This window comes from Tardiphaga sp. 862_B3_N4_1, assembly GCF_051811085.1.
Lineage (GTDB): Bacteria > Pseudomonadota > Alphaproteobacteria > Rhizobiales > Xanthobacteraceae > Tardiphaga > Tardiphaga robiniae.
Genome location: NZ_JBPWQB010000002.1, coordinates 62,116 through 83,651, shown reverse-complemented (window position 1 = coordinate 83,651; position 21,536 = coordinate 62,116). Strand labels below are relative to the sequence as shown.

The 21,536-nt window shown below is 61.9% G+C and carries 21 protein-coding genes; 12 read left to right on the top strand and 9 right to left on the bottom strand.

Annotated features, from left to right (window positions below):
* Positions 1 to 363: 363 nt before the first annotated feature.
* Both AB8B02_RS17670 and AB8B02_RS17665 read right to left on the bottom strand, forming a co-directional pair.
* Positions 364 to 1,140 carry an SDR family oxidoreductase gene (locus AB8B02_RS17670; protein WP_175366272.1) on the bottom strand — a complete coding sequence of 259 codons (777 nt, stop codon included), beginning with the start codon at positions 1,138 to 1,140 and terminating at the stop codon, positions 364 to 366.
* 25 nt (positions 1,141 to 1,165) lie between these two features.
* Positions 1,166 to 1,864 (bottom strand): GntR family transcriptional regulator, encoded by a 699-nt coding sequence (locus AB8B02_RS17665; RefSeq protein ID WP_175366271.1) that lies wholly within the window; start codon positions 1,862 to 1,864, stop codon positions 1,166 to 1,168.
* A 181-nt stretch (positions 1,865 to 2,045) separates the two neighbouring features.
* Here AB8B02_RS17665 and AB8B02_RS17660 point away from each other — a divergent pair, with 181 nt between their 5' ends.
* From AB8B02_RS17660 to AB8B02_RS17640, 5 genes are all read left to right on the top strand, one after another.
* Entirely contained in the window at positions 2,046 to 3,302 is a 1,257-nt protein-coding gene (locus tag AB8B02_RS17660) for an ABC transporter substrate-binding protein (RefSeq protein ID WP_175366270.1), read from the top strand.
* 121 nt (positions 3,303 to 3,423) lie between these two features.
* Positions 3,424 to 4,302, top strand: coding sequence for a branched-chain amino acid ABC transporter permease (locus tag AB8B02_RS17655; protein ID WP_068734877.1), 879 nt, complete (start codon positions 3,424 to 3,426; stop codon positions 4,300 to 4,302).
* A 10-nt stretch (positions 4,303 to 4,312) separates the two neighbouring features.
* Positions 4,313 to 6,832 (top strand): branched-chain amino acid ABC transporter ATP-binding protein/permease, encoded by a 2,520-nt coding sequence (locus tag AB8B02_RS17650; RefSeq protein WP_439064712.1) that lies wholly within the window; start codon positions 4,313 to 4,315, stop codon positions 6,830 to 6,832.
* Between the two features lie 8 nt (positions 6,833 to 6,840).
* Positions 6,841 to 7,788 (top strand): 3-hydroxyacyl-CoA dehydrogenase, encoded by a 948-nt coding sequence (locus AB8B02_RS17645; protein WP_175366268.1) that lies wholly within the window; start codon positions 6,841 to 6,843, stop codon positions 7,786 to 7,788.
* A gap of 35 nt (positions 7,789 to 7,823) precedes the next feature.
* The gene (locus AB8B02_RS17640) at positions 7,824 to 8,747 is read left to right on the top strand and encodes a 3-keto-5-aminohexanoate cleavage protein (RefSeq protein ID WP_068734883.1); all 924 of its coding nucleotides are present in this window, start codon (positions 7,824 to 7,826) and stop codon (positions 8,745 to 8,747) included.
* Between the two features lie 393 nt (positions 8,748 to 9,140).
* Here the strand turns inward: AB8B02_RS17640 and AB8B02_RS17635 are convergent, their stop codons facing one another.
* Together AB8B02_RS17635 and AB8B02_RS17630 are read right to left on the bottom strand one after the other, a co-directional pair.
* Entirely contained in the window at positions 9,141 to 9,314 is a 174-nt protein-coding gene (locus tag AB8B02_RS17635) for a hypothetical protein (RefSeq protein WP_158596890.1), read from the bottom strand.
* A 269-nt stretch (positions 9,315 to 9,583) separates the two neighbouring features.
* The gene (locus tag AB8B02_RS17630) at positions 9,584 to 10,648 is read right to left on the bottom strand and encodes a LacI family DNA-binding transcriptional regulator (protein ID WP_439064711.1); all 1,065 of its coding nucleotides are present in this window, start codon (positions 10,646 to 10,648) and stop codon (positions 9,584 to 9,586) included.
* 71 nt (positions 10,649 to 10,719) lie between these two features.
* On the opposite strand from AB8B02_RS17630, the gene AB8B02_RS17625 reads away from it, so the two are divergent.
* Genes AB8B02_RS17625 through AB8B02_RS17600 form a run of 6 tightly spaced genes read left to right on the top strand, consistent with a single transcriptional unit; the run spans position 10,720 to position 15,666 of the window.
* Complete coding sequence (locus tag AB8B02_RS17625; protein ID WP_439064710.1) at positions 10,720 to 11,610, top strand: dioxygenase; 891 nt, start codon at positions 10,720 to 10,722, stop codon at positions 11,608 to 11,610.
* A gap of 7 nt (positions 11,611 to 11,617) precedes the next feature.
* The gene (locus AB8B02_RS17620) at positions 11,618 to 12,364 is read left to right on the top strand and encodes an SDR family NAD(P)-dependent oxidoreductase (protein WP_089265522.1); all 747 of its coding nucleotides are present in this window, start codon (positions 11,618 to 11,620) and stop codon (positions 12,362 to 12,364) included.
* Between the two features lie 19 nt (positions 12,365 to 12,383).
* Entirely contained in the window at positions 12,384 to 13,268 is an 885-nt protein-coding gene (locus tag AB8B02_RS17615) for a 3-keto-5-aminohexanoate cleavage protein (RefSeq protein ID WP_320447864.1), read from the top strand.
* Positions 13,269 to 13,288: 20 nt separating this feature from the next.
* The gene (locus AB8B02_RS17610; protein WP_439064709.1) at positions 13,289 to 14,308 is read left to right on the top strand and encodes a quinone oxidoreductase family protein; all 1,020 of its coding nucleotides are present in this window, start codon (positions 13,289 to 13,291) and stop codon (positions 14,306 to 14,308) included.
* A 4-nt stretch (positions 14,309 to 14,312) separates the two neighbouring features.
* The gene (locus AB8B02_RS17605; RefSeq protein ID WP_089265520.1) at positions 14,313 to 14,663 is read left to right on the top strand and encodes a cupin domain-containing protein; all 351 of its coding nucleotides are present in this window, start codon (positions 14,313 to 14,315) and stop codon (positions 14,661 to 14,663) included.
* A gap of 34 nt (positions 14,664 to 14,697) precedes the next feature.
* Positions 14,698 to 15,666 (top strand): Bug family tripartite tricarboxylate transporter substrate binding protein, encoded by a 969-nt coding sequence (locus tag AB8B02_RS17600; protein ID WP_175366263.1) that lies wholly within the window; start codon positions 14,698 to 14,700, stop codon positions 15,664 to 15,666.
* A 45-nt stretch (positions 15,667 to 15,711) separates the two neighbouring features.
* Here the strand turns inward: AB8B02_RS17600 and AB8B02_RS17595 are convergent, their stop codons facing one another.
* From AB8B02_RS17595 to AB8B02_RS17575, 5 genes are read right to left on the bottom strand one after another with little or no spacing between them, the layout of a single operon-like run.
* The gene (locus AB8B02_RS17595) at positions 15,712 to 16,686 is read right to left on the bottom strand and encodes a sugar ABC transporter substrate-binding protein (RefSeq protein WP_439064708.1); all 975 of its coding nucleotides are present in this window, start codon (positions 16,684 to 16,686) and stop codon (positions 15,712 to 15,714) included.
* Positions 16,687 to 16,740: 54 nt separating this feature from the next.
* Positions 16,741 to 17,721 carry an ABC transporter permease gene (locus AB8B02_RS17590; protein WP_439064707.1) on the bottom strand — a complete coding sequence of 327 codons (981 nt, stop codon included), beginning with the start codon at positions 17,719 to 17,721 and terminating at the stop codon, positions 16,741 to 16,743.
* Positions 17,718 to 18,695: an ABC transporter permease gene (locus tag AB8B02_RS17585; protein ID WP_439064706.1), complete on the bottom strand. Its 978-nt coding sequence runs from the start codon at positions 18,693 to 18,695 to the stop codon at positions 17,718 to 17,720. The genes AB8B02_RS17590 and AB8B02_RS17585 overlap by 4 nt, the downstream gene beginning before the upstream one ends.
* A complete protein-coding gene (locus AB8B02_RS17580) occupies positions 18,692 to 20,263 on the bottom strand; it encodes a sugar ABC transporter ATP-binding protein (protein ID WP_439065888.1) in 1,572 nt (523 codons plus the stop codon). Before AB8B02_RS17580 ends, AB8B02_RS17585 begins: the two co-directional genes overlap by 4 nt.
* A gap of 56 nt (positions 20,264 to 20,319) precedes the next feature.
* The gene (locus AB8B02_RS17575) at positions 20,320 to 20,784 is read right to left on the bottom strand and encodes a RidA family protein (protein ID WP_158596893.1); all 465 of its coding nucleotides are present in this window, start codon (positions 20,782 to 20,784) and stop codon (positions 20,320 to 20,322) included.
* Positions 20,785 to 20,960: 176 nt separating this feature from the next.
* Here AB8B02_RS17575 and AB8B02_RS17570 point away from each other — a divergent pair, with 176 nt between their 5' ends.
* Complete coding sequence (locus AB8B02_RS17570) at positions 20,961 to 21,467, top strand: MarR family winged helix-turn-helix transcriptional regulator (RefSeq protein WP_439064705.1); 507 nt, start codon at positions 20,961 to 20,963, stop codon at positions 21,465 to 21,467.
* The last annotated feature ends 69 nt before the right edge of the window (positions 21,468 to 21,536 follow it).

The window sequence follows — 21,536 nt, the reverse complement described above, 5'->3', positions numbered from 1 at the left end:
CCGTCACCGTCATCGCTCACGCCATCATACTGTGGGACAAACAGGGGTTCGTCGTGTCGGTGGTCGCGTATGATTCCCTCCCTGGGCACCATGTTATTGAAGAGATCTTTCCCTTCATTAATTTAGGCGCCGTCAGTGTGTTGCGCTTGCCCGACTGCCTACAAGGGTACGCAACAATGCTGTTTCGGGTGGTACGTCCTATGAAGTGGAAAAGCTCGCATTCTGCCTATTTCGCGTAGCGCATTCCGGCCGACATAAAGCATCGGGTTCGCAGTGTCCGTACCTGACCCACTGCGAACTTAGAAATTAGAGACTGCTTCGCAGTGTCGTCAGTTGGCTTGCTCGAGTCTTGAGCATCGACCGCTAGCCTAGCATTTGGGTGTCGCCGCAGATCGAAATAGCCTGGCCCGAGATCGTACGTCCGCGTGGGCTGGCCAGGAACAGGATCTGGTCGGCGATCTGTTCCGGTGTGACATAGTCCTTGATTGACGTATAGGAGAACGCTGTTTTCTCCATCTCCGCAAAGGAAATGCCGCGCTGCTGCGCCTTGGCTTCCAGCACGCGGCGCTGGCGATCGCCGGCGACGAGGCCGGGCAGGATCGTGTTGACGCGGATGTTGTCGGGGCCGAGCTCGATGGAGAGCGATTTCGTGAAGCCGATGACGCCCCATTTCGCTGCGGCATAGGGCGAGCGCATCGCGAAGCCTACGCGGCCAGCCGCCGAGGACAGGTTGACGATGGAGCCGTTGCTGCTCTGGCGCAGCAGCGGTACGGCGAGGCGCGTGCAGTTGAACTGGCCGGTCAGGCAGATGTTCAGGCAACGATCCCAGTCATCGGGATGCATCTCCTCGACCTTGGCGGTCGGGCCTGCGACGCCGGCATTGTTGACGAGGACATCGAGGCCGCCGAGTTTGGCTGTTGCCTCATCGAACAGCCTTTGAACTGACGGACGATCAGCAACGTCGCAATGTGTCTGGGTGATTGTGGGATCACTCGCTGTGAGTGCGGCAAGAGCAGCCTGGTCCACATCGCAGACATGAACGCGTGCGCCTTCGCCGGCAAAGGCGCGGGCGATGGCGAGGCCAATTCCGTTGGCGCCCGCGGTAACGATGACGCGCAAACCCTTGATGTTGAGATCCATGGTGGCTCCGGGGACTTTGTGAGGACTAGGCGGAGAGGCCGCCGCGCGACAGGATGAAATTGGCAGCGCTGGTGATATCGGCAGCGATCCCGACTTTGGCAGCTTCGGCATCACCGATCTCGATCGCCTTGCGAACGTCCGCATGAAACCGAATGGCTTCACCCTTGGCGAGGCGATCGGGATTGCCGCGCAGATCGAGATTGATGACGGGGCCAGCCTTGAGCCAGAGCGCACGGATGATCTCGACCAGGATCGGCGACTGCGCGGCCTCGTAGACGGCAAAGTGAAACGTCTTGTTGAGTTCGACGGCGCGCGGCAGGTCGGGTGCCTTCAATTCACTTTCCGCGCGCATCGCGGCTTCGGCGATCGCGATCGATGCAAGATTGCGGTCTCCACGTAGTCGCGCTGCCTCTGCTGCGGCATGACCCTCGATAGCGATACGCACCTTCGTCAGATCGCGAAACTGCGTAGCCGACATCACGGGCACGCGCACGGCACGGTTTGCCGCGACTTCCAGCGCCTTGTCGGCGACGAGGCGGGACACCGCTTCGCGCACCGGCATGATCGACACGCCGAGCACTTCGGCGGCCGTACGCAATGACAGCTTTTCGCCAGGCGCGAGTCTACCCGAGATGAGCAAATCCGCCAGTTGCGCGTAAGCGCGCTCGCCCAGCGTCTGGCGGTCGAGCGGCTCCACAAGGGTCAGCGCAGTCGGCAGGTTCAACGCGGTCTCCGGGCATCGTCGCGAAATTACAGGGAGGGACTCGACAAAGTCCCCGTCTTTTGCAACTCTAACTGTGATCACAGATCACGGCAAGCGGACAAAGCCCTCTCAACAGAAGAGTGCGGCGCCTGCCGGAGGGGAAACAGCCGCGCCGCGCGGCCGTATCAGGGAGACGAATCTGATGTCGAACACCAATCAATTCACGCGCCGCAGTCTGCTGAAGACCGCGGGCGGTCTCGCACTTGCTTCCGGCCTCTCTGCGCCATCGGTTCTGAGCGCGCAGACCTCCGACGTCATTCGCATCGGCCATCTCACGCCGCGTACCGGCTTTCTCGGCCCGCTCGGCGAATATGGTGTGATGGCCATCGATCTCGCTGTTGAGGAGATCAATGCCGCTGGCGGCCTGATGGGGCGCAAGGTTGAACTGCTCAAGGAGGACTCGATCAATCCTCAAACGGCATCGACCAAGGCGGAGCGCATGATCGAGCGCGACAAGGTCGCCTGTATCATCGGCGAAATTTCTTCGGCATCGTGTCTGACCATCGCGCAGGTCGCCACGCGCAACAAGACGCTGTTCATCAACACCGGCGGAAATTCCGATGCGCTACGCGGCAAGGACTGCCAGCGCTATATGTTCCACGTCGAGTCGCAGAACTCGATGTATGTAAAGACCGTCGGCCGCTCGTTTCTGCGCGATGGTCTCGTGAAGGGCAAGAAGTGGTACTCGCTCACGGCCGACTATGCCTTCGGCCATGACCTGCTAAGCGTATCGAAGCGCTTCATGCAGGCCAATGGCGGTAATTTCGCGGGCGACGACCTGGTGCCCACCGACGCCACGGACTTTTCTGCCTATCTCCTCAAGATCCGCGAGGCCAAGCCTGATCTCGTGGTGATCAATCTTGCGGGCAACCAGATCACCAACTTCCTCAAGCAATATGCCGAATTCGGTCTGACTTTCCCGGTCGGCGGTTTCGGCTTCGACACGGCTCTGGCCTGGGCTGCTGGCAAGGGCAATTTCGTCGGCACCTGGCCTGTGGTCTGGCACCATCTGCTGGACACGCCCGGCAGCAAGGCCTTCGTCGCGGCCTTCACCAAGAAGTACAACAAGCCGCCGGAGAACCAGGCCTGGGGCGACTACATCGCCACCAAGATTGTGGCGCAGAGCATCAACGAGTTGAAATCGGCTGAGTCGCCGAAGATCATCGAGCATTTCGAGAAGGGCGCGAAGTTCGATCTGTTGAAGACACGTCCCGGCTACTTCCGCGCATCGGATCATCAGCTGATGCACGAAATGTATGCGGTGACGGCGCTGCCTGCGGACAAGATCAAGAACCAGTGGGACATCTTCTCATCGAGCCCGGCCGTCCCGGGGCCGGATGAACCGCTCGAAGTGATTGCGTCTACCGCGGAAGAGAACGTCTGCAAATTCCCGAGCTAGCAACAATGTCGGCGTTTCGCCTTCGGGCGAGACGCCGACATTCTGCTCGCGAAGTTGCTTTCGTCTCGTCCTTCCGACCCCTGTCAGATGCGCATCAGCGCGCGACTGCGGAGCCCATATCATGTCCGCCATGTTGCTCACCCAGCAGATCCTCAACGGACTGCTTGATGGTGTCTATTATCTTCTGATTGCGCTCGGCCTGTCGCTGATCTTTTCGCTCGGCGGCATCGTGAATCTCGCGCATGGCGCGTTCTATGCGATTGGCGCCTATCTTACCCTTGTCATTTCGCCCTATCTCGGCTTCGGTGGTGCATTCGTCGTGGCCCCCGTTGTCGTTGCGTTGCTCGGCGTTGTCATCGAGCGGACGTTGTTCCGGCGCTTCTATCGGTCAGATCCCATTCTCTCGCTGCTACTGACTTTCGGGCTCGCGATGGTCGCCGAGCAGGCCTTGCGTATGATCTTCGGCGCGCCGCCTTTGTCGTATTCGATCCCGCCAGCGCTGCGCGGTCAGGTCGCGATCGGAAGCTTCATCTATTCGTTCTATCGCGTGGTGTTGCTCGGCATTGCCGTGGCCTGTGTGGTCGGGCTCTGGGTGCTGCTGCAGAAGACCTCATTCGGCCGTGTGGTCCGGGCCGGCGTGCAAAATCCGGACATGGTCGGAGCGCTCGGTATCTCGCTGCAGCCCTATATGTCGGTCGTCGCAGCCCTGGGTATTGGTCTGGCGGGACTCGCGGGCGTGTTGCTGGCGCCGATCTATTCGATCCATCCGGCGATGGGACAGGAGATCATCACGCCCGCCTTCGTGGTGGTCGTGATCGGTGGCCTCGGCTCGTTCTGGGGCGTGGTGATCGCTGCGCTGCTGGTCGGATTGGTCAAGGGCGTCATGGTCGGCATCGGCTATTCGGCGGCGTCCACGGCGGCGATCTATTTGTTGATGCTTCTGGTGCTGCTGTTCCGGCCGCGCGGCTTGTTCGGCGAACGCATCATGCGGTTCGAGTAAGGCGATGCCAATGTTGAATCGTCTTCCCGTTCCATTGCTGATCGCGGGCGTCGGCTTGCTCATCCTGCCGCCGATCTTGCTGGCGCTCGGATTGACCGTGACGTCGGCGACGGAGATCGTCGTCTTTGCACTGGCCTGCATGGCCCTGAATATCCTGGTGGGGCACACCGGTCTCGTCTCGTTCGGTCATGGCGCCTGGTTCGGCCTTGCGGCCTATGCTGCAGCGCTGATCCAGCGTAACTGGATGCCGAATTCATTCGTCGGGCCGACGCTGCTTGCGCTTGTCGTGGTGGCCATCACGGCGGCTGCCTTCGGCTACCTGATCCTGCGCCGCCGCGGCGTGTATTTCTCGCTGCTGACGCTGGCGCTCGCGGCCATGCTCTACAGCGTCTCGTTCCGCTGGACTGACGTCACCGGTGGCGAGAACGGCCTTGGCGGCATCACCCGGCCGGCACTGCTTGGCTTCGACCTCGATGCGGGTGCGACCTATTATTGGTTCGTGGCGCTGATCGCGTTTCTCGTGCTGATCCTGCTGTGGCGCTTCCACAATTCCACGGTCGGTTCGGTGCTGGTGGCGATCCGCGAAAACGAACAGCGCGCGCGCTTCCTCGGCTATCCCACCAATCGCTACAAGCTCGCCGCCTTCGTGCTGTCGGCTACCATCACCGGGCTGGCCGGCATTCTGCTGCTCTACAAGAACCGTATGACGTCGGCGGATCCCATTTCGGTGGCGTTCTCTGGCGAGCTTCTGGCCATGGTCGTGATCGGCGGCATGCGCAGTTTCCTCGGGCCGGCGCTCGGTGCGCTGTTTTTCATTCTGTTTCGTGAGTTTCTCGGCATCTATTCCGAGAACTGGTTGTTCTGGTTCGGTCTCGTTTTCGTTGGCTTCATCATCTTCTCGCCTACCGGCCTAATCGGTATGGGCGAGCGGCTGATCGCGCCATTCCGCAAGAAAGTGGAAGAAGACGCGGCAATGTCGGCGCGGCGCATCGAAGTGCTACCACTGCCGGAGTTTTTGCGACCGAAGTCGTCAGTCGACGGAGCGGTACTCGCTGCCAGCCATATCGTGAAAAGTTTCGGTGGCATCAAAGCCGTGCAGGGCGTCGATATCGCCATCGCCGATCGCACGCTGCATGCGCTGATCGGCCCGAACGGTGCCGGCAAGACCACGGCGTTCAATTTGCTGTCGGGTATGTACAAGCCGGATCAGGGAAGCGTGTCGCTGATGGGCATGCCTATCGCAGGCCATACACCGGAAGATATTGCAAGGGCCGGCATTGGGCGTTCGTTCCAGATTACCAACCTGTTTCCCACGCTCAGTGTTGGCGAAAATATCCGCCTCGCGGTGCAAGCACGGCATCCGCGGCGCTTCGATCCCGTGACCAACGCGCTATCGATTAGCGCAATCAACGCGGAGACCGATGCGGTGATCCGCTATCTCGGCCTCGCTGGAATCGAGAAGGCAGAGGCAGGCATGCTGTCTTACGGCGGCCAACGCCTGCTCGATATGGGCGTCGCGCTGGCTACAGCGCCGCGCGTCCTGTTGCTTGACGAACCGCTTGCAGGCCTCGCTGCTGCCGAACGTGAACGTATCGGTGCGATCATCAAGCGCATCTCGACCGATTTACCGGTCCTGCTGGTCGAGCATGACATCGATCGGGTGTTCCAGCTGGCCGACCACGTCACCGTCATGAATGAGGGACGCGTATTGCTGGATGGCTCCGTCGAAGAGGCGCGGTCCAGCCCGAAGGTGCAGGAAGTCTATATCGGGTCGGGCACGACGGCTGTGGCTGCGCGCCCCCGCGAGACCGCGGCGGGGGCGAAGCCGCTGCTGACGGTGAAGAATGTCGATACGTTCTATGGCAAGAGCCATATTCTCAACGACGTCAATTTTACCCTGCACGAGAACGAGATCATCGCACTGCTCGGGCGCAATGGCGCGGGTAAGTCGACCTTGCTCAAGTCGTTGATCGGGATCGCGCCGGCATCGAATGGCTCTATTCAACTGGCAGGCAGCGAGTTGATCGGCCTGTCGTCTGCGGAAGCTGCGCGGCTCGGCATCGGCTACGTACCACAGGGACGCGCCTTGTTCGCAGGCATGACCGTCGAGCAAAATCTCGAACTTGGTGGTCTCAAGCGGCAGACTGGCAATGGTGTGCATTGGACCCGCGAGCGCATCTACGACTATTTCCCACGCATTCGTGAGCGTCTCGACAGTCCCGCCGATTATCTGTCAGGCGGCGAGCAGCAGATGGTGGCCGTGGCGCGCGCGTTGTCGGGCGACGTCCGCGTCTTGTTGCTGGATGAGCCATTCGAAGGATTGGCGCCCGCGGTCGTGGAGCAGTTGTTTGAAACCTTTGACCGGCTTCGCAAGGAAATTGCCATCATCATCGTCGACCATAATCTCGATCTGGCTTTGGCTTTGTCCGATTCGACGGTGGCGCTGGAACGGGGCAAGGTCATTCATCAGGGGCCGTCGAAGGCCCTGCGTGACGATCTCGATCTGCGCCGCAAGGTGCTGTGGCTGTGAGAACATCAATGACACTGAACAATCGACATGTAGCGATCGTCGGCGTTGGCTTGATCGGACGCGCCTGGGCCGCGATTTTCGCGCGCGCTGGATGGACCGTGCGGCTGACAGATCCGCATCGCCCGACGCTGGATGCTGCGCCCGGGCTTATTCGCGATGAACTGCATGCGCTCGCCCGCCACGGACTTGCCAATGACCCCGACGGCGCCGCCGCGCGCATCTCGATAGCGGAAAGTCTGGCCGATGCGGTGAAGAACGTTTCCTTCGTACAGGAGAATGGCCCGGAGAACGTCGATCAGAAGATCGCCATCTTTTCCGAGCTGGATCGTCTTGCGCCTCCAGATGCACTGCTCGCATCATCCACCTCGGCCATCGTCGCCTCTCGCTTCACGGAAGCGCTTCCGGGGCGGGCGCGCTGCCTCGTCGGTCATCCCGTCAACCCGCCGCATCTGGTGCCGCTGGTCGAACTATGCGGCGCATCCTGGACCTCGCAGGAGACTATCGACCGCGCGCGTGAGATCTATCGCGAGATTGGGCAGGTCCCCGTGACCGTCAACCGCGAGATCAACGGTTTTATCCTCAATCGGCTGCAGGGCGCCTTGCTGGCGGAAGCGTTCCGTCTGGTCGGCGAAGGCTATGTCTCCGCGGAGGATCTCGATCACACTGTGAAGGACGGTCTCGGTCTGCGCTGGTCGTTTCTGGGCCCGCTGGAGACCATCGAGCTCAATGCGCCCGGCGGCATCCCGGATTACTGCGCGCGCTACACCGGTTTCTACAAGGAGCTGGCCGCTGCATCGGCAGGGCCCGAGGTTTATCAAAGCCCGAATGTCGACCGGGTGATAGCGGCCTGGCCGCATCAGCCGTCGCCCGATCGGATTGCCGCACTGACACAACAACGCAACGAACGCCTCGCAGCGCTGGCGGCTCACAAGGCCACGCAGCGTCCCAAATCCTGACTACACCATCTCTTAACAGTAAGACGGAGACTGACATGAGCCGCAAAGTCATCATCACCTGCGCCGTGACGGGCGCGATTCATACGCCCTCGATGTCCAAAGCATTGCCGGTAACGCCGCAAGAAATCGCCGACGCTGCCGTCGATGCGGCGGAAGCCGGCGCCGCCATTGTGCATCTGCATGCGCGCAACCCGAAGACCGGGCAACCCGATCAAAGTCCCGAAGCCTTTGCGCCATTCCTGAAGATCATCAAGCAGCGCACCAATGCGGTGATCAACCTGACTACCGGTGGTGCGCCCACCATGACGGTGGATGAACGCGTACGGCCTGCCGCGGTCTACAAGCCGGAAGTCGCCTCGCTCAACATGGGCTCAATGAATTTCGGATTCTTCGGGATGCTGAACCGCTTCAAGAAGTTCGAACATGATTGGGAATTGAAGCACCTGCAGAACAAGGACATTGTGTTCCGCAACACATTCCAGGACATTGAGTATGTGCTGAAGACACTGGCCGAGACGGGTACACGCTTCGAGTTCGAATGCTACGACACGGCGCACCTCTATAATCTCGCCTACTTCCTCGAACAGGGGCTGGTGAAGCCGCCGCTGTTCATCCAGACGGTGTTCGGTTTGCAGGGCGGTACAGGTGCACATCCCGAAGATGTGCTGCACATGAAGCGCACGGCGGATCGGTTGTTCGGCGACAAGTATGTCTGGTCGGTGCTCGGCGCCGGTCGCAATCAGCTGCCGATCGCGGCGATGGCCGCGGCCATGGGTGGCAATATCCGCGTCGGTCTGGAAGACTCGCTGTGGGCGGCGCCAGGTCGCATGGCCTCCTCGAATGCCGAGCAGGTCACGCTCGCGCGCAAAATCGTCGAAGGCTTGGGTCTTGAGATCGCGACCCCGGATGAAGCGCGCGAGATGCTTGATCTGAAGGGTGGAGACAAGCTGGAGGTCTAAGCTATCCCTGGAGGAGGCGGACAGTGCAAGAGATGTCCGCCTGCTCTGCTTTGGGGGAACCCTGCTGGCGAATGCCCGCTTCTGACACAAAGTCGACGTGATGGGTTACCGCTTTTGGCGCAAAGCGGACATTTGGCGCGCTGGACGTTGCGGGGATCGCATACTTTATCGTTCATGAATTTGGCATTTCTCAACCAAATCTCTCCGTATGATTCTGTTCACCATCCGCTTTAGGGAAGCGAAGAGCCGCATAAGAGATGCTGTGCCATGTTCGAAGATCAACTTCGACAAGGAGGCGTCAATGGCCCTTATCATTATGCCGTTTTTGGTGACCGCAGCGGCTGTCGGTATGTTTGTCCTGGCGACCGAGCGCACCGATGACAAACAATGCAGTTAGGCGCGGGGCTGGTCAGATTTAGAAACTTCCGGCTGATCGGAGAGCAGCTGAACAGCTTGCGAGATCAACAAGGCTACATCGCTTAGATCCAGGCGTTGGGCCCGGCCTCGCATGATGTGCAGATCGTTTTTCAACAGAATAAGTTGAGCGCGGCGAGAAACATCATGCATCTTGGGTTCCCTAGCGTGGGAACCGCCCAGCTTATAGCGCCGAATTACTGCACATGAATGTTCAATGCATCCCATATGACGTCAGATCTGTCATGCAACTCGCTCCGGTCTGATCACTCGCTTGTTATCGTTTGGTAGTCGCTTCTGGATTTGGCCGAATTGATAAGGAACGTCGGGGGCGTTTGCCGGTATGCGAGTCCGCCCTTGTTCAAAGCGAAGGGGCGCAAACCAGAATCACGCTGGCTCAATTAATCAGATCCAACGCTGGCTTATCGCGAGATCCTTGGTGGCTGTGTCGAGCGGCGCACGATGAGCAGGGGCGCTGTGACGACATAACGCGCATCGCCGCGGACACCTTCGATCAGGTCGAGCAGGAGCTGGCCGGTTTGTTCACCCATCTCGCGGTGGCTGATGCGGATCGTGGATAGCGGCGGATCCACCAGATCCACCAGCGGCATGTCGTTGTGACCGATCACTGACAGATCTTCCGGACATCGCCGGCCCGTTTCGCGCAACGCTTCATAGATGCCGAGCGCGAGGAGATCGTTGGCTGCGACGATGGCGGTGGCCTCAGGCTGTCGTGCGAGCAGTCTGAGTGCGGCAGCGCGTCCTGCCTCGCGCGTGAATGCTTCAGCCTCTTCAATATCATTGTCGGCTGGCGCGAAACCGGCTTCGTGCATTGCCTCCAAGAAACCGCGGCGGCGAAGCGATCCGGTCGATAGCATTTGCGGGCCGGCGAGGTGGAGGATGTGGCGATGTCCAAGTTCGAGAAGATGCGCAACCGCGAGCCGCATGCCGGCCACATCGTCCGAGACCACCGAAGGCACACGCGCCTCAGCTTCCGCGCGATTGACAAGCACGACAGGGACTTTCCAACTCAGACAACGCTCGATCGAATTATCCTTGAGCGCGACATTCGCCAGCACGAGGCCATCCACGCGGCGCGCCACGAGCCGTTGAACGATGTCGTCGGTGCCCGTCCGTTGCGGTTGCGGGTCGGCGACAATCAGCGCGTAGCCGCGCGCCGATAGCACGTCTTCGAGGCCGCCGATGATCGGCGAGAAGACGGGGTTCGCGATGTCCGGGACGATGATGCCGACCATGTTCGAACGGCCGCTGCGCAGACTCGCGGCCACCGTGTCCGGGCGGTAACCCAGCCGCTCCGCTGCTTCCAGAATCCGGCGCACGACCGGCTCACCGATCCGTCCGCGGCGGGCAGGGTCGAGCGCGCGCGACACGGTGGAGGGGTGCACTCCCACCTCGCGCGCCACGTCTTTGATTGTCGTCATCCCTGCCACGATCTCCAAACTAGCTGGTGCGGTTGACTTGCGCAATCGATTGCACTACATGTGCAATCGATTGCGCAGCGTGGACAGCCAAAAATTCGCAATGTGAGGGAGTGTCGATGATCATCACGCGTCAGGAGGATGTGACCGACGTTGTGCTTGCCGCGATGAGCGGTGCGCCGAACGAGCGGTTGCGCACGGTCATGGCCGTTTTCGTTCGTCATCTGCACGAATTTGCCCGCGAGGTTCGGCTGACCGAGGCGGAATTCGAGTTTGCTATCGATTTCCTGAACCGCATCGGCCAGGCGACAAACGACACCCATAACGAGGGCGTGTTGTTCAGCGATGCAGTCGGGCTCTCGACATTGGTCTGCCTGTTGAACAACGGCCAGGATGGCGCGAGCGAGACCGCCGCAGCGTTGCTCGGGCCGTTCTGGCGGGCGAACGCTCCGCGCGTGGAGAATGGTGCCTCGATCTTGCGTTCGCCGACGCCCGGTGCACCACTGTTCGTCGATTGCCGCATCACCGACGCACTGGGAGCGCCGCTCTCGGGTGTCAGCGTTGATGTCTGGCAGGCCTCGCCATCGGGAATGTACGAAAACCAGGACGCGGGTCAGGCTGACATGAATTTGCGCGGCGTGTTTGAGACCGATGCGAATGGCCGCTTCGCGTTCCGCTCGGTCAAGCCTGCTGGCTATCCGGTGCCGACCCATGGTCCGACCGGGGAGATGCTGGCCGCGCAGCGCCGGCATCCGTTCCGGCCGGCGCATCTGCATGTGCTTGCCTTCAAGCCAGGCTTCAAGACGCTGATCACGCAGATCTTTGTCGATGACGACGAGCATCTGGAGAGCGACGTCGTATTCGGCGTGACGCGTGCGCTGATTGGCGATTTCCGCAAGGGCGAAGGCGCGTCGCCAGCGCCGGATGTCGCTGGCGAATGGTTCAGCCTCAACTACACATTCGTCATGGAGCCCGGCGAAGCCGTCCTCCCGCATCCTCCCATCAAGTGAGCTGTCGATGTCGGATATTCTCGCTAACAAGGTAGCCGTGGTGATCGGCGGTTCGGGCGGCATCGGCGCCGCAGCCGCGCAAGCTTTGGCAGCCGAAGGTGCCCGTGTCGTCGTGACCTGGCGCTCTGGCGAAGCAGCTGCCAACGCGTTGCTGGCCGGCCTTCCGGGCGAAGGCCATCTCGCCAGACGCGCGGTAATTGAAGATAGCGCAACGCTGACGGCGCTTGCCGGCGAGGTGGAGCGAGCGTTCGGTCGCTGCGATATTCTCGTCAACACCGCCGGCTACACCAAGCCGATCCCGATCGGCGATCTCGACGCGTTGACCGACGAGTTCATCGACGACATGTTCAAGGTGAACTGGCGCGGCCAGTTCGCGGCCATCCGCGCTTTCACGCCGCTGCTCAAGGCGAGCGGCGACGGGCTCATCGTCAACGTTTCCTCGATTGCGGGGCTGAATGGCGTCGGCTCCAATCTGGCTTACGCTGCGATCAAGGCGGGCATCGACACCATGACCAAGTCGCTCGCGCGGGCGTTAGCGCCGGCAGTGCGCGTGATGGCGGTGTCGCCGGGCGTGGTGGCCACTGACTTTGTGCCGGGCCGTGATGCGGCCGCGCTTGAAAAGGTCGCGGGGACCATTCCGCTCAAGCGTGTTGCGACGGCCGAGGATGTCGGCCGCGCAATCGCGGCCTGCGCCACCCACCTGACCTATTCCACCGGCTCGCTGATCGTCGTTGACGGCGGCCGAGCGTTATAAGGAGAGATTGATGCGCCCGATGCTCGACAAGATCGTCATCACTTGCGCCGTCACCGGCAATCTGACGCGGCCGGACCAGACCCCCCATCTGCCAATCACGCCGGAAGAAATCGCCGACGCCTGTCTCGGTGCAGCTGAGGCCGGCGCGGCAGTCGCGCATATCCATGTGCGCGAGCCCGGCACCGGCGCGCCGTCAATGAAGCTCGAATATTATCAGGACGTCGTGGCGCGCATTCGCGCGCGCAATCGCAACCTGATCCTGAACATCACCACCGGTCCCGGCGGTCGTTTCGTGCCTTCGCAGGACGATCCCAAGGTCGCCGCCGCCGGTACTACGCTGATGAACCCGGAAGAACGCGTTGCCCATATCACGGCGCTGAAGCCTGACATCTGCACGCTCGATCTCAACACCATGAATTCCGGCGGGCAGGTGGTGATCAACACGCCCGGCAATGTGCGCCGCATGGCCAAGGTCATCCGCGAGGCCGGCGTGAAACCCGAGATCGAACTGTTCGATTCCGGCGATATCGCGCTGCTGCACGATCTCCTCGCCGACGGTACGCTCAGCGGCCCGGCGCTCACCTCCTTCGTGATGGGCGTGAAATACGGCTTCCAGCCGTCGCCGGAAACGGTGCTCTATGCGCGCGGTCTGCTGCCGCGGGATGCGCATTTCACGGCCATTGGCATCGGCCGCTCCACATTTCCCATGGTGGCGCAATCGGTGCTCGCCGGCGGTCATGCCCGCACCGGTCTGGAAGATGCGGTGATGCTCGGCCGCGGCGTACTGGCACCGTCGAACGCCGTGATGGTGGACAAGGCACGCCGCATCATCGAAGAACTCGGCGCGCAGATCGCGACGCCTGCTGAAGCACGCGCACTGTTCGATTTGCCGGGCGCCGCATAACACAGCATTCGAGGACTGAAATGACTGCAGCCGCCAAGACTTCCTCCAGCGTCACCGCAACATGCCTGCGGGTCGCCGCCAAGGCTGATCGCATCGAGAATGTGGCGCTCGGCATCGAGCAACGCACCCTCGCCTGCGCCAGGCCAGGCGATGCGCTGGTTGAGATAAAGGCCGCCGCGATCAATCCGTCGGACGCCAAGGCGACGCTCGGTCTGATGCCGCATGCCGTATTTCCGCGTACGCCTGGTCGGGACTTCGCCGGCGTCGTGATCGACGGACCGGCCGACCTGATCGGCAAGGAAGTATTCGGCTCGTCCGGCCAACTCGGCATCGGCCGCGACGGCACCCATGCCACGCATCTGGTGGTCGAGGCGTCCGCGCTGGTCGAGAAGCCGGCGAACATCAGCCTCGCGGAGGCGGCGGGCATCGGCGTGCCCTTCGTCACCGCGCAGGAAGGCTTTCGCCGCAGCAGCATGCCGAAACCCGGCGAGACGGTGTTGATCCTCGGCCTGAACGGCAAGGTCGGTCAGGCGGCGACGCAGATCGCGTCATGGCAGGGCGCTCGCGTGATCGGCGTCGTCCGCAAGGACGAGCTTTATGCCGGCTATGCCCATGGCGAGGTGACCGTCATCGATTCCAGCCGCAATGACGTCGCCGCGACGGTGCGCGAACTCACCGGCGGCAAGGGCGCGGATATCGTCTACAACACCGTGGGCGAACCCTATTACGACGCCGGCACGAAATCGCTCGCGCATCTCGGCCGTCAGATCTTCATTGCCTCCACCAAGGCCACCGTGCCGTTCGACATCTTCGCCTTCTATCGCGGCAAGCACACCTTCTTTGGTGTCGACTCGCTGTCGTTGTCATCGCCGGAAGCCGGTGAGATCCTGCGTGAATTGGTGCCGGGTTTCGCCAGCGGCGCGTTGAAGCCGTTTCCGATCAAGCCGGACGCGATCTACCCGCTAGAGCGCGCTGCAGAGGCCTATGTCGCCGTGCTCGGCTCCTCGCGCGACCGTCTCGTTTTTCAGCCGAACGGGTGAAGCCATGCATGTCGTCCGCCTGAACGATGCCCCGCGTTACGAAGCCCCTGGCCACAATGACATGCGGATGTTCCGCCTGCAGGGCCGCGACGCCGGGCCGGGCGATGTGATGTGGCTGGGCATGAGCCAGATTCTGCCGGGCGGCGGCATTACGCCCTCGGCCTCGCCGGAGGAGAAGTTCTATGTCGTCCTCGAAGGCGAAGTAACCTTCGAGACGCCGGATGGCATCGCCACTCTCGGCATCTGGGATTCCTGCCGCATCGCGCCCAACGAGACGCGCGCGCTGCGCAACGAGACGAAACGACCGGCGGTGGTGTTGCTTGCAATGCCGCTGCCCAACACCGCCAGAGGCTGAAAGCCCGGCACTTGGTTCTTTAAGGGAGAAAATGATGGATCGCCGACACTTCATGATCGGCTCTGGCCTCGCCGCGACTGCGGCGCTGATGGGCAGCGGAGCCATTGCACAGACTTATCCGAACCAGCTCGTGCGTATTATCGTGCCGTTTTCGGGTGGCAGCCTCACCGACATCCTTGCCCGTTCGGTGGCCGAGAAGCTTGCTGCGAAGTGGAAGCAGCAAGTCATCGTCGAGAACAGGCCCGGCATCGCCGGTGTCAGCAGTGTCGCCAAAGGCCCGACCGATGGCTCGCAGATCATGCTGACCTCAAACGGCCACAGCGTGATCGGCGTGGTCAACAAGAACCTCAACTTCGATCCGATCAAGGATTTCGCTGCGATCAGCCGCGTCGGATCGACGCCGTCCATCCTGATCGTGCCGCCGGATGCGCCGTTCAAGACGCTGGCCGAACTGATCGCTGCGGCAAAGGCCAAGCCGGATTCGCTGAGCTACAGCTCTGCCGGCGTCGGTAGTTCCACCGGTATCGCCGCCGAACTGTTCAGGCACCTCACGCAGACCAAGATGGTGCTGATCCCGCATCGCGGACTGCCGGAATCCCAGATCAGCATCATGCGCGGCGACACCTCGGTTGCCTTCACTTTCTTCGGCGTCGGTGGCGACCTGATCCAGTCGGGAAAGTTGCGCGCACTGGCAGTCACCGGCAAGAGCCGCATGGCGCAGCTGCCCGATGTGCCAACCTTCGCCGAGGCAGGGCTCCCCGAATTCACCTACGATAGCTGGTTCGGCATGCTCGCCGCCGCGGCGGTGCCGAAACCCATCGTCAGCCAGATCGCACGCGATCTCGCCGAGGCGCTCAGCGATCCGGCCCTGATCAAGCAGTTCGCCGCGCAGGGCGCCGACATCGCCAGCTCGACGCCAGAAGCGTTCGAGGCCGAATTGCGCGGCGATGCGGAGCGTTATGGCAAGCTCATCGCGATGTCGACGGACGGGGCGACAAAGTAAGAAGGCGGGCCTGCAGCACGCGACGCGTCTGCAGGCCCGTTGGCGCTACTTCTCGATATACGCGTCCGGCGTCGGGCAAGTCCGGTCCTTGTAGGGGACGAGCCACGGCGCGTAGTTCGCCTTGGTAATGATCGCGCCCGGAATCGTGACCTGCTTCGGCGCGCTCTGGCCGCGAATGGCGTTAAGGCCCACCGCGGTGGCGACGCAGCCGATCTTGAAGCCGTCAAACTCGGCGATCGCCAGCAGGCTGCCCGCCTTCACGGCTTCGACGGCCTCCGGCACACCATTGATCGAAACCACAGCAACGTTCTTGCGGCCGGCGGCATTGAGTGCCTCGATGGCGCCGAGCGCGGACGCGTCGGCAGCGGCGATCACGCCGTCAATGGTGCTGAACTGCTGGATCAGGTTTTCCATCGTCTGCATGCCGAGCAGGCGCTGGAAGTTGGTGGGCTGCGAGGCAAGTATCTTGATGCTCGGATAGTCCTTGGCCGCGGCGTCGAAGCCGCGCTTGCGTTCGTCGCCCGTAGTGGAACCCTTGACGCCTTCGAGGATCACCACGTTGCCCTTGCCGCCGAGATGGTCGAACAGGGTCTTGGCAATGTCATAGCCGAGCTTGTAATCGTCCTGACCGATGAAAGACAGGAACGGCGCGTCGCCGCCGCGGTCGTTGTAGTTGATGATCGGCAGGCCGGACTCGATCAGGCGCTTGATCGTTGGCAATTGCGCCTTGGCGTCGATTGGCATGAACAGCATCAGATTGGGCTTGGTCACGCCGACGTCTTCGAGCTGCGACATGCCTTCGGTGATATTGTTCGGCTTGGTCGGCGTGTAATATTTAACCGTCGCGCGCATTTTCTCCGCCATCTGCGCGACGCCGGCGCGCACACCCTCGAAATGCGGGTCCACTTGGTTCTTCGTGAAGGCTGCAATCACTTCGCCATCGGCGCGCACCGCCGAATTGAACAGGGTGCCGCAAATGACGGCGGCAAGAACGCATCGGATAGATCTGGTGGTTCGCATGATGGCCCCTCTGGTTGTGAATGACGAGACTGTGGTGAACTGGTGATGCCGGGTCTATCCGCTCCCTGATCGGCGTCGGCTGATGACGAGATCCGCAATGATGGCGACCAGGACGACGGCGCCGTTGACGAAGGGATGCCAGGTCGCTGCAACATTCAGCAGATTGAGGCCGTTGACGATGATGGTGAGCAGGATGGCGCCAAGCATGGTACCGACGATGTTGCCGTTGCCACCGAACAAGGATGTGCCGCCGACCAGAACTGCGGCGATAGCAGGAAGCAGCAACGGCTCGCCGATTCCGGGCTCGGCGGCATTGAGGCGTGCGAGATAGACGAGAGACGCGATGCCCGCCGTCAAGCCGCTGAGCACGTAGAGCAGCAGCCGACGACGCTCGACCGGGACGCCGGACAGCAGCGCGGCGGTCTGGTTGGCGCCCATGAAATACGCCTCGCGGCCGAAGGTCGTGCGGTGCAGGAGGATGCTGCAGGCGAGACAGACCACAAGCGTGATCCAGATCGGCAGCGGAACGCCGAGGAAGAAGCCGGTGCCGAAATAGCGAAACGACATCGGCATGCCGTAGATCGTCTGCCCGGCCATGAACCAGTAGGCGATGCCCTGCGCCACCCACAGCATGCCGAAAGTCGCAAGGAAAGGCGGCAGCTGCAAGCGGTTGATCATCAGCCCGTTAGCGTAACCGACTAGCGTGCCGGCGCCGATGGCGACCGCGACGCCGTACCACGGATTGCCGGTGGTCTTGATCGCGGCTGCGGCGAGACAGGCCGACAGCGTCAGATTGGCGCCCACCGACAGATCGAGCCCACCGCCGATGATGACGAGTGTGAGGCCGGACGCGACGAGAAACAGCAGGCTCGCCTGTCGTAGCATGTTCAGGAGATTGCTCACCGACGCGAATCCCGGATCGGCCGCGGTCAATGCGCCGGCGATCAGGGCGATCAGCACGAACCGGCCGAGCAGGGCCGCGGCGTCGGGCGACAGGGACGATGGGCGGATATCGAGCGTTGCCGGGATCGTCATGCCGTACGCCTCACAAATTGCTTGCGCGCCTGGTCGATCAGCAACGCGAGGATGAGCAGGATGCCGATGCACACGACCTGCAGCGACGAGTCGATGGACAGAATGTTGAGTCCATTGCGCAGCACGGTGATGGCAAGCGCGCCGAGCACGGCGCCGAACAGCCAGCCCTGTCCTTTTTCGAAGGAGGTGCCGCCGAGCACGACTGCGGCGATCGCCTCGAACTCCATGCCGATGCCGACGGTTGGATGCGCTGAATTGGTGCGTCCGATTAGCAACACCGCCGAAAGGCCGATGATCGCGCTGCCGAGCACATAGACGGCGAGGTGGACGAGATTGGCGCGAATGCCGGCGAGACACAGCGCGTCCTTGTTGCCGCCGATGGCGATCACGTAGTTGCCGAGCCGAGTGCGATAGAGCAGTAGCCACAGCACGGCATAAAGGGCGGCCGCGATCGCGATCGGCGTCGGAATGAACCAAAGCTGGGAGCGATAGAAGGTTTCGATGGCAGGCGTGAAACCGCCGACCGGATCTCCATTGGTGAGCACCAGCGCAATCCCCTGCATCAGCCCCATGGTGCCGAGGGTGACGACGAAAGCGGGTAGCGTCAGATAGGCGATCAGGACGCCGTTGAGGGCGCCAAAGGCGGTGCTGATCGCGAGTGCCGTCGCGCAGGCAGCGAACACGCTCCAGCCTGCGAGAAGCGCTTCAGCGACGATGACGCCACTCAGCCCGAGCAGAGCTCCGGCCGACAGGTCGAGGCCCTCGGTCATAATGATGAGCGTCATCGGCAGGGCGAGCATCAGTAGTAGCGAGGTCTGCAAGCCGACATTGATGAGGTTGGTCTGGGACACGAATCTCGGATTGACGATCGTGAACAGCACCAGCATCAGGATCAGCAGGAGGCCGGCGCCGGGGATTGCGCTGAGGAACTGGCCCATGCCGGACCTGCGCTGCAGCTGGATCGTTACGCTCATTGATGCACCGCCAGTTCGAGGATGGCCCGCTCGGTTAGCTGGTCGCCGGCGAGATGCCCGACGATGCGATGGTCGCGCATGACATAGGCGCGGTCGCAGAGCTGAACGAGCTCCGGCAGTTCCGAGCTGATGACGACGACACCGGCCCCGCCATCGACCAGTTGATCGATCAGGCGATAGATCTCTGCCTTGGCGCCGACATCGACACCGCGCGTCGGTTCGTCCAGCAGAAACAGTTTGGCTCCCGCGGCCAGCCATTTGGCCAGCACGACCTTCTGCTGATTGCCGCCGCTGAGGGTGTGGACGCTCTGGCGCGTGCCATGGGCGGCAATGCCGAGCTGTGCGATCAGCCCGCGTGTGTCCCGCTCAGCTTTGGCCGGTGAGAACCAGCCGGAGGTGAAGCTGCGCCACAACGAGGCGACTGTCGCATTGTCGCGGACATCGAGTGGCAGCGCCAATCCCTCCCGTTTACGATCTTCCGGGAGCAGGGCCATGCCCGCACGCACCCGTCTGTCCAGTGTAGCCGGCGCGCGCGATCCGAACAGAGCGATCTCGCCGCTCGCGATTGGATCCGCGCCGAACAAGGCGCGGACCACTTCGGTCCGGCCGGACCCAACGAGGCCGGCAAGCCCCACCACCTCGCCGGCGAGAATTTCGATGGAGATGTCCGACAGTTTGGCCGTGTTCACATCCCTGGCGAGCAGGACAGGCTCGCCGGGCGGGCGCGGCGTCCGCGCGAGTTGCGATCCGGATGGCCGTCCGATCATCGCACCGACCATCTCGGCCTGGCTTTTTTGATCGCGCAGCACGCTGGTCACGACAGCGCCGTCGCGCAGGATGGTGATGCGATCGCCGAGCATCTGCACCTCCTTCATGCGATGGGAGATGTAGACGATGGCGACGCGCTTCTCCGTCAATCGCGCGATGGTTTGAAACAGGCGATCTGATTCACGCTCGGAGATCGCCGCCGTCGGCTCGTCCATCACGAGCACCCGCGCGTTCTGCGAAAGCGCCTTGGCGATCTCCACCATCTGCTGCTGGGCTACGCCGAGATCGGCGGCGTATGCGTGGGTGTCGTAGTCGAGGCCGAGATCGTCAAGGATGGTGCGTGCGGCTGCATGCATGGCCGCGGAATCGACGAGGCCGAAGCGACTGAATGCGGCTTCGCGACCGAGAAAGATGTTCTGCGCGATGTCCAGATACGGGATCAGCGAGAATTCCTGGAAGATGACGGCGATACCAAGCGCGCTGGCATCGGCCGGGCGGGCGACGGCGACTCGCCGGCCCTCGATCTCGATATAACCGCGATCGGCCGCATAGGCGCCGTACAGCGTCTTGATCAGCGTCGACTTTCCCGCACCATTCTGGCCGAGGATGACATGGACCTCACCGGCATAGACGTCGAGCGACACGTTCTTGAGCGCATGCACGCCGGGAAAGGATTTGTCGATACCGACCAGACGCAGGAGCGGCGCATCGGCTTCGCTTCCGGTCGCCCGCGGCGCAGACCCCTTTGGGGCGTGCAGCGTGCGGTCCCCTTGCTCATTTTGATTTTCAGTGCCGTGCATCATTGTCGGCCTCGTTCGGCCCGATGACCCGGGGCCGGCGGGAGGTCACATCCGGTCTACTTTTGCACGGGAATGGCGGCGATCATGTCGAGCTCGACACGGGCGCCCTGGGTCGAGAGCTGGTTGATGCAGATGGTGGTGCTGGCCGGCGTCCAGTCGCCGAAATATTCCTTCATCACCTTCACCATACCGTCCTGGTCCCGGATGTCGGTCAGGTACTTCGTCACCTTGACGATGTCGGTCCAGGTCAGCCCTTCGTGATCCAGGATCGACTGGATCGTCTGCATGGCGCGGTGGGTCTGGTCCTCGATCGAATTCGGATGATCGTGCTCCTCCAGAACATGGGGATGCTTGTGATAGAGCGGCGAGGGCGTTGCTCCGGAAATGAAAAGCATGCCGCAGGGCACTTCGACCCGGATCGCTGGCGCATAAGGCATGTCCGGCTTCCGCTCCGGCATCGTCTGGATTTCCTTGACGTGCGGATTGGATGGCGAGGTCGCAAAGGCCGGCTTGGCTGTCATGATCATTTCCTCGATGGCGGGCGTTGATAACCTCGTGACCTTCTCGCGAGGGGGCATCCGATCAACCCGTCACGAAGCGTGAGGTCAAACTATCTTTGAGTCAAGATAAAATATCTTTGCAGAAAGATAGATGAATTTGCATATATTCGGTGCCCCGTGCCTATATGCTGATCATCATGACCACCGATTCGATTGACAAGATCATTGCTGGCTGGGGCCGGCGGCGGCCCGACCTCGACGCCGGCCACCTCGACGTCGTCGGCCGGATTGTCCGGCTGTCCGTGCATATGCGCAGCGCCATCGAGCCCGCACTCGAGGAGCAGGGCTTCAATTGGGAATTGTTCGACCTGCTCCTGACGATTTACCGCCGCGAGGCCGATAGCAGTATCGGTGTTCGACCGACTGACCTCTATGCGGAGTGCCTGCTGTCGTCGGGCGGGCTCACCGCGCGGCTGCGGCGTGCCGAGCAGGACGGCTTCATCGTCAGGCGTCAGGATCCTGAAGATGGCCGTGGTGCTCGGATCACACTTACGGCCAAGGGGCGAAATTCCGTAGACAAGGCGATTTCCCAGCACTTCAAGCTGTCCCGGTCGGTCGACGAGGTCCTGACGGCCAACGAACGCCAAACGCTCACGCGCCTGCTGCGGAAACTTCTGATTTCGGTCGAGAAGCCAAGTCTGTAACGGATCGCGTCTGAGCGCCCCCGTCGTCAGCAAATTCGGATTGGTCGTTGGCACCTTTCCATGTCACCG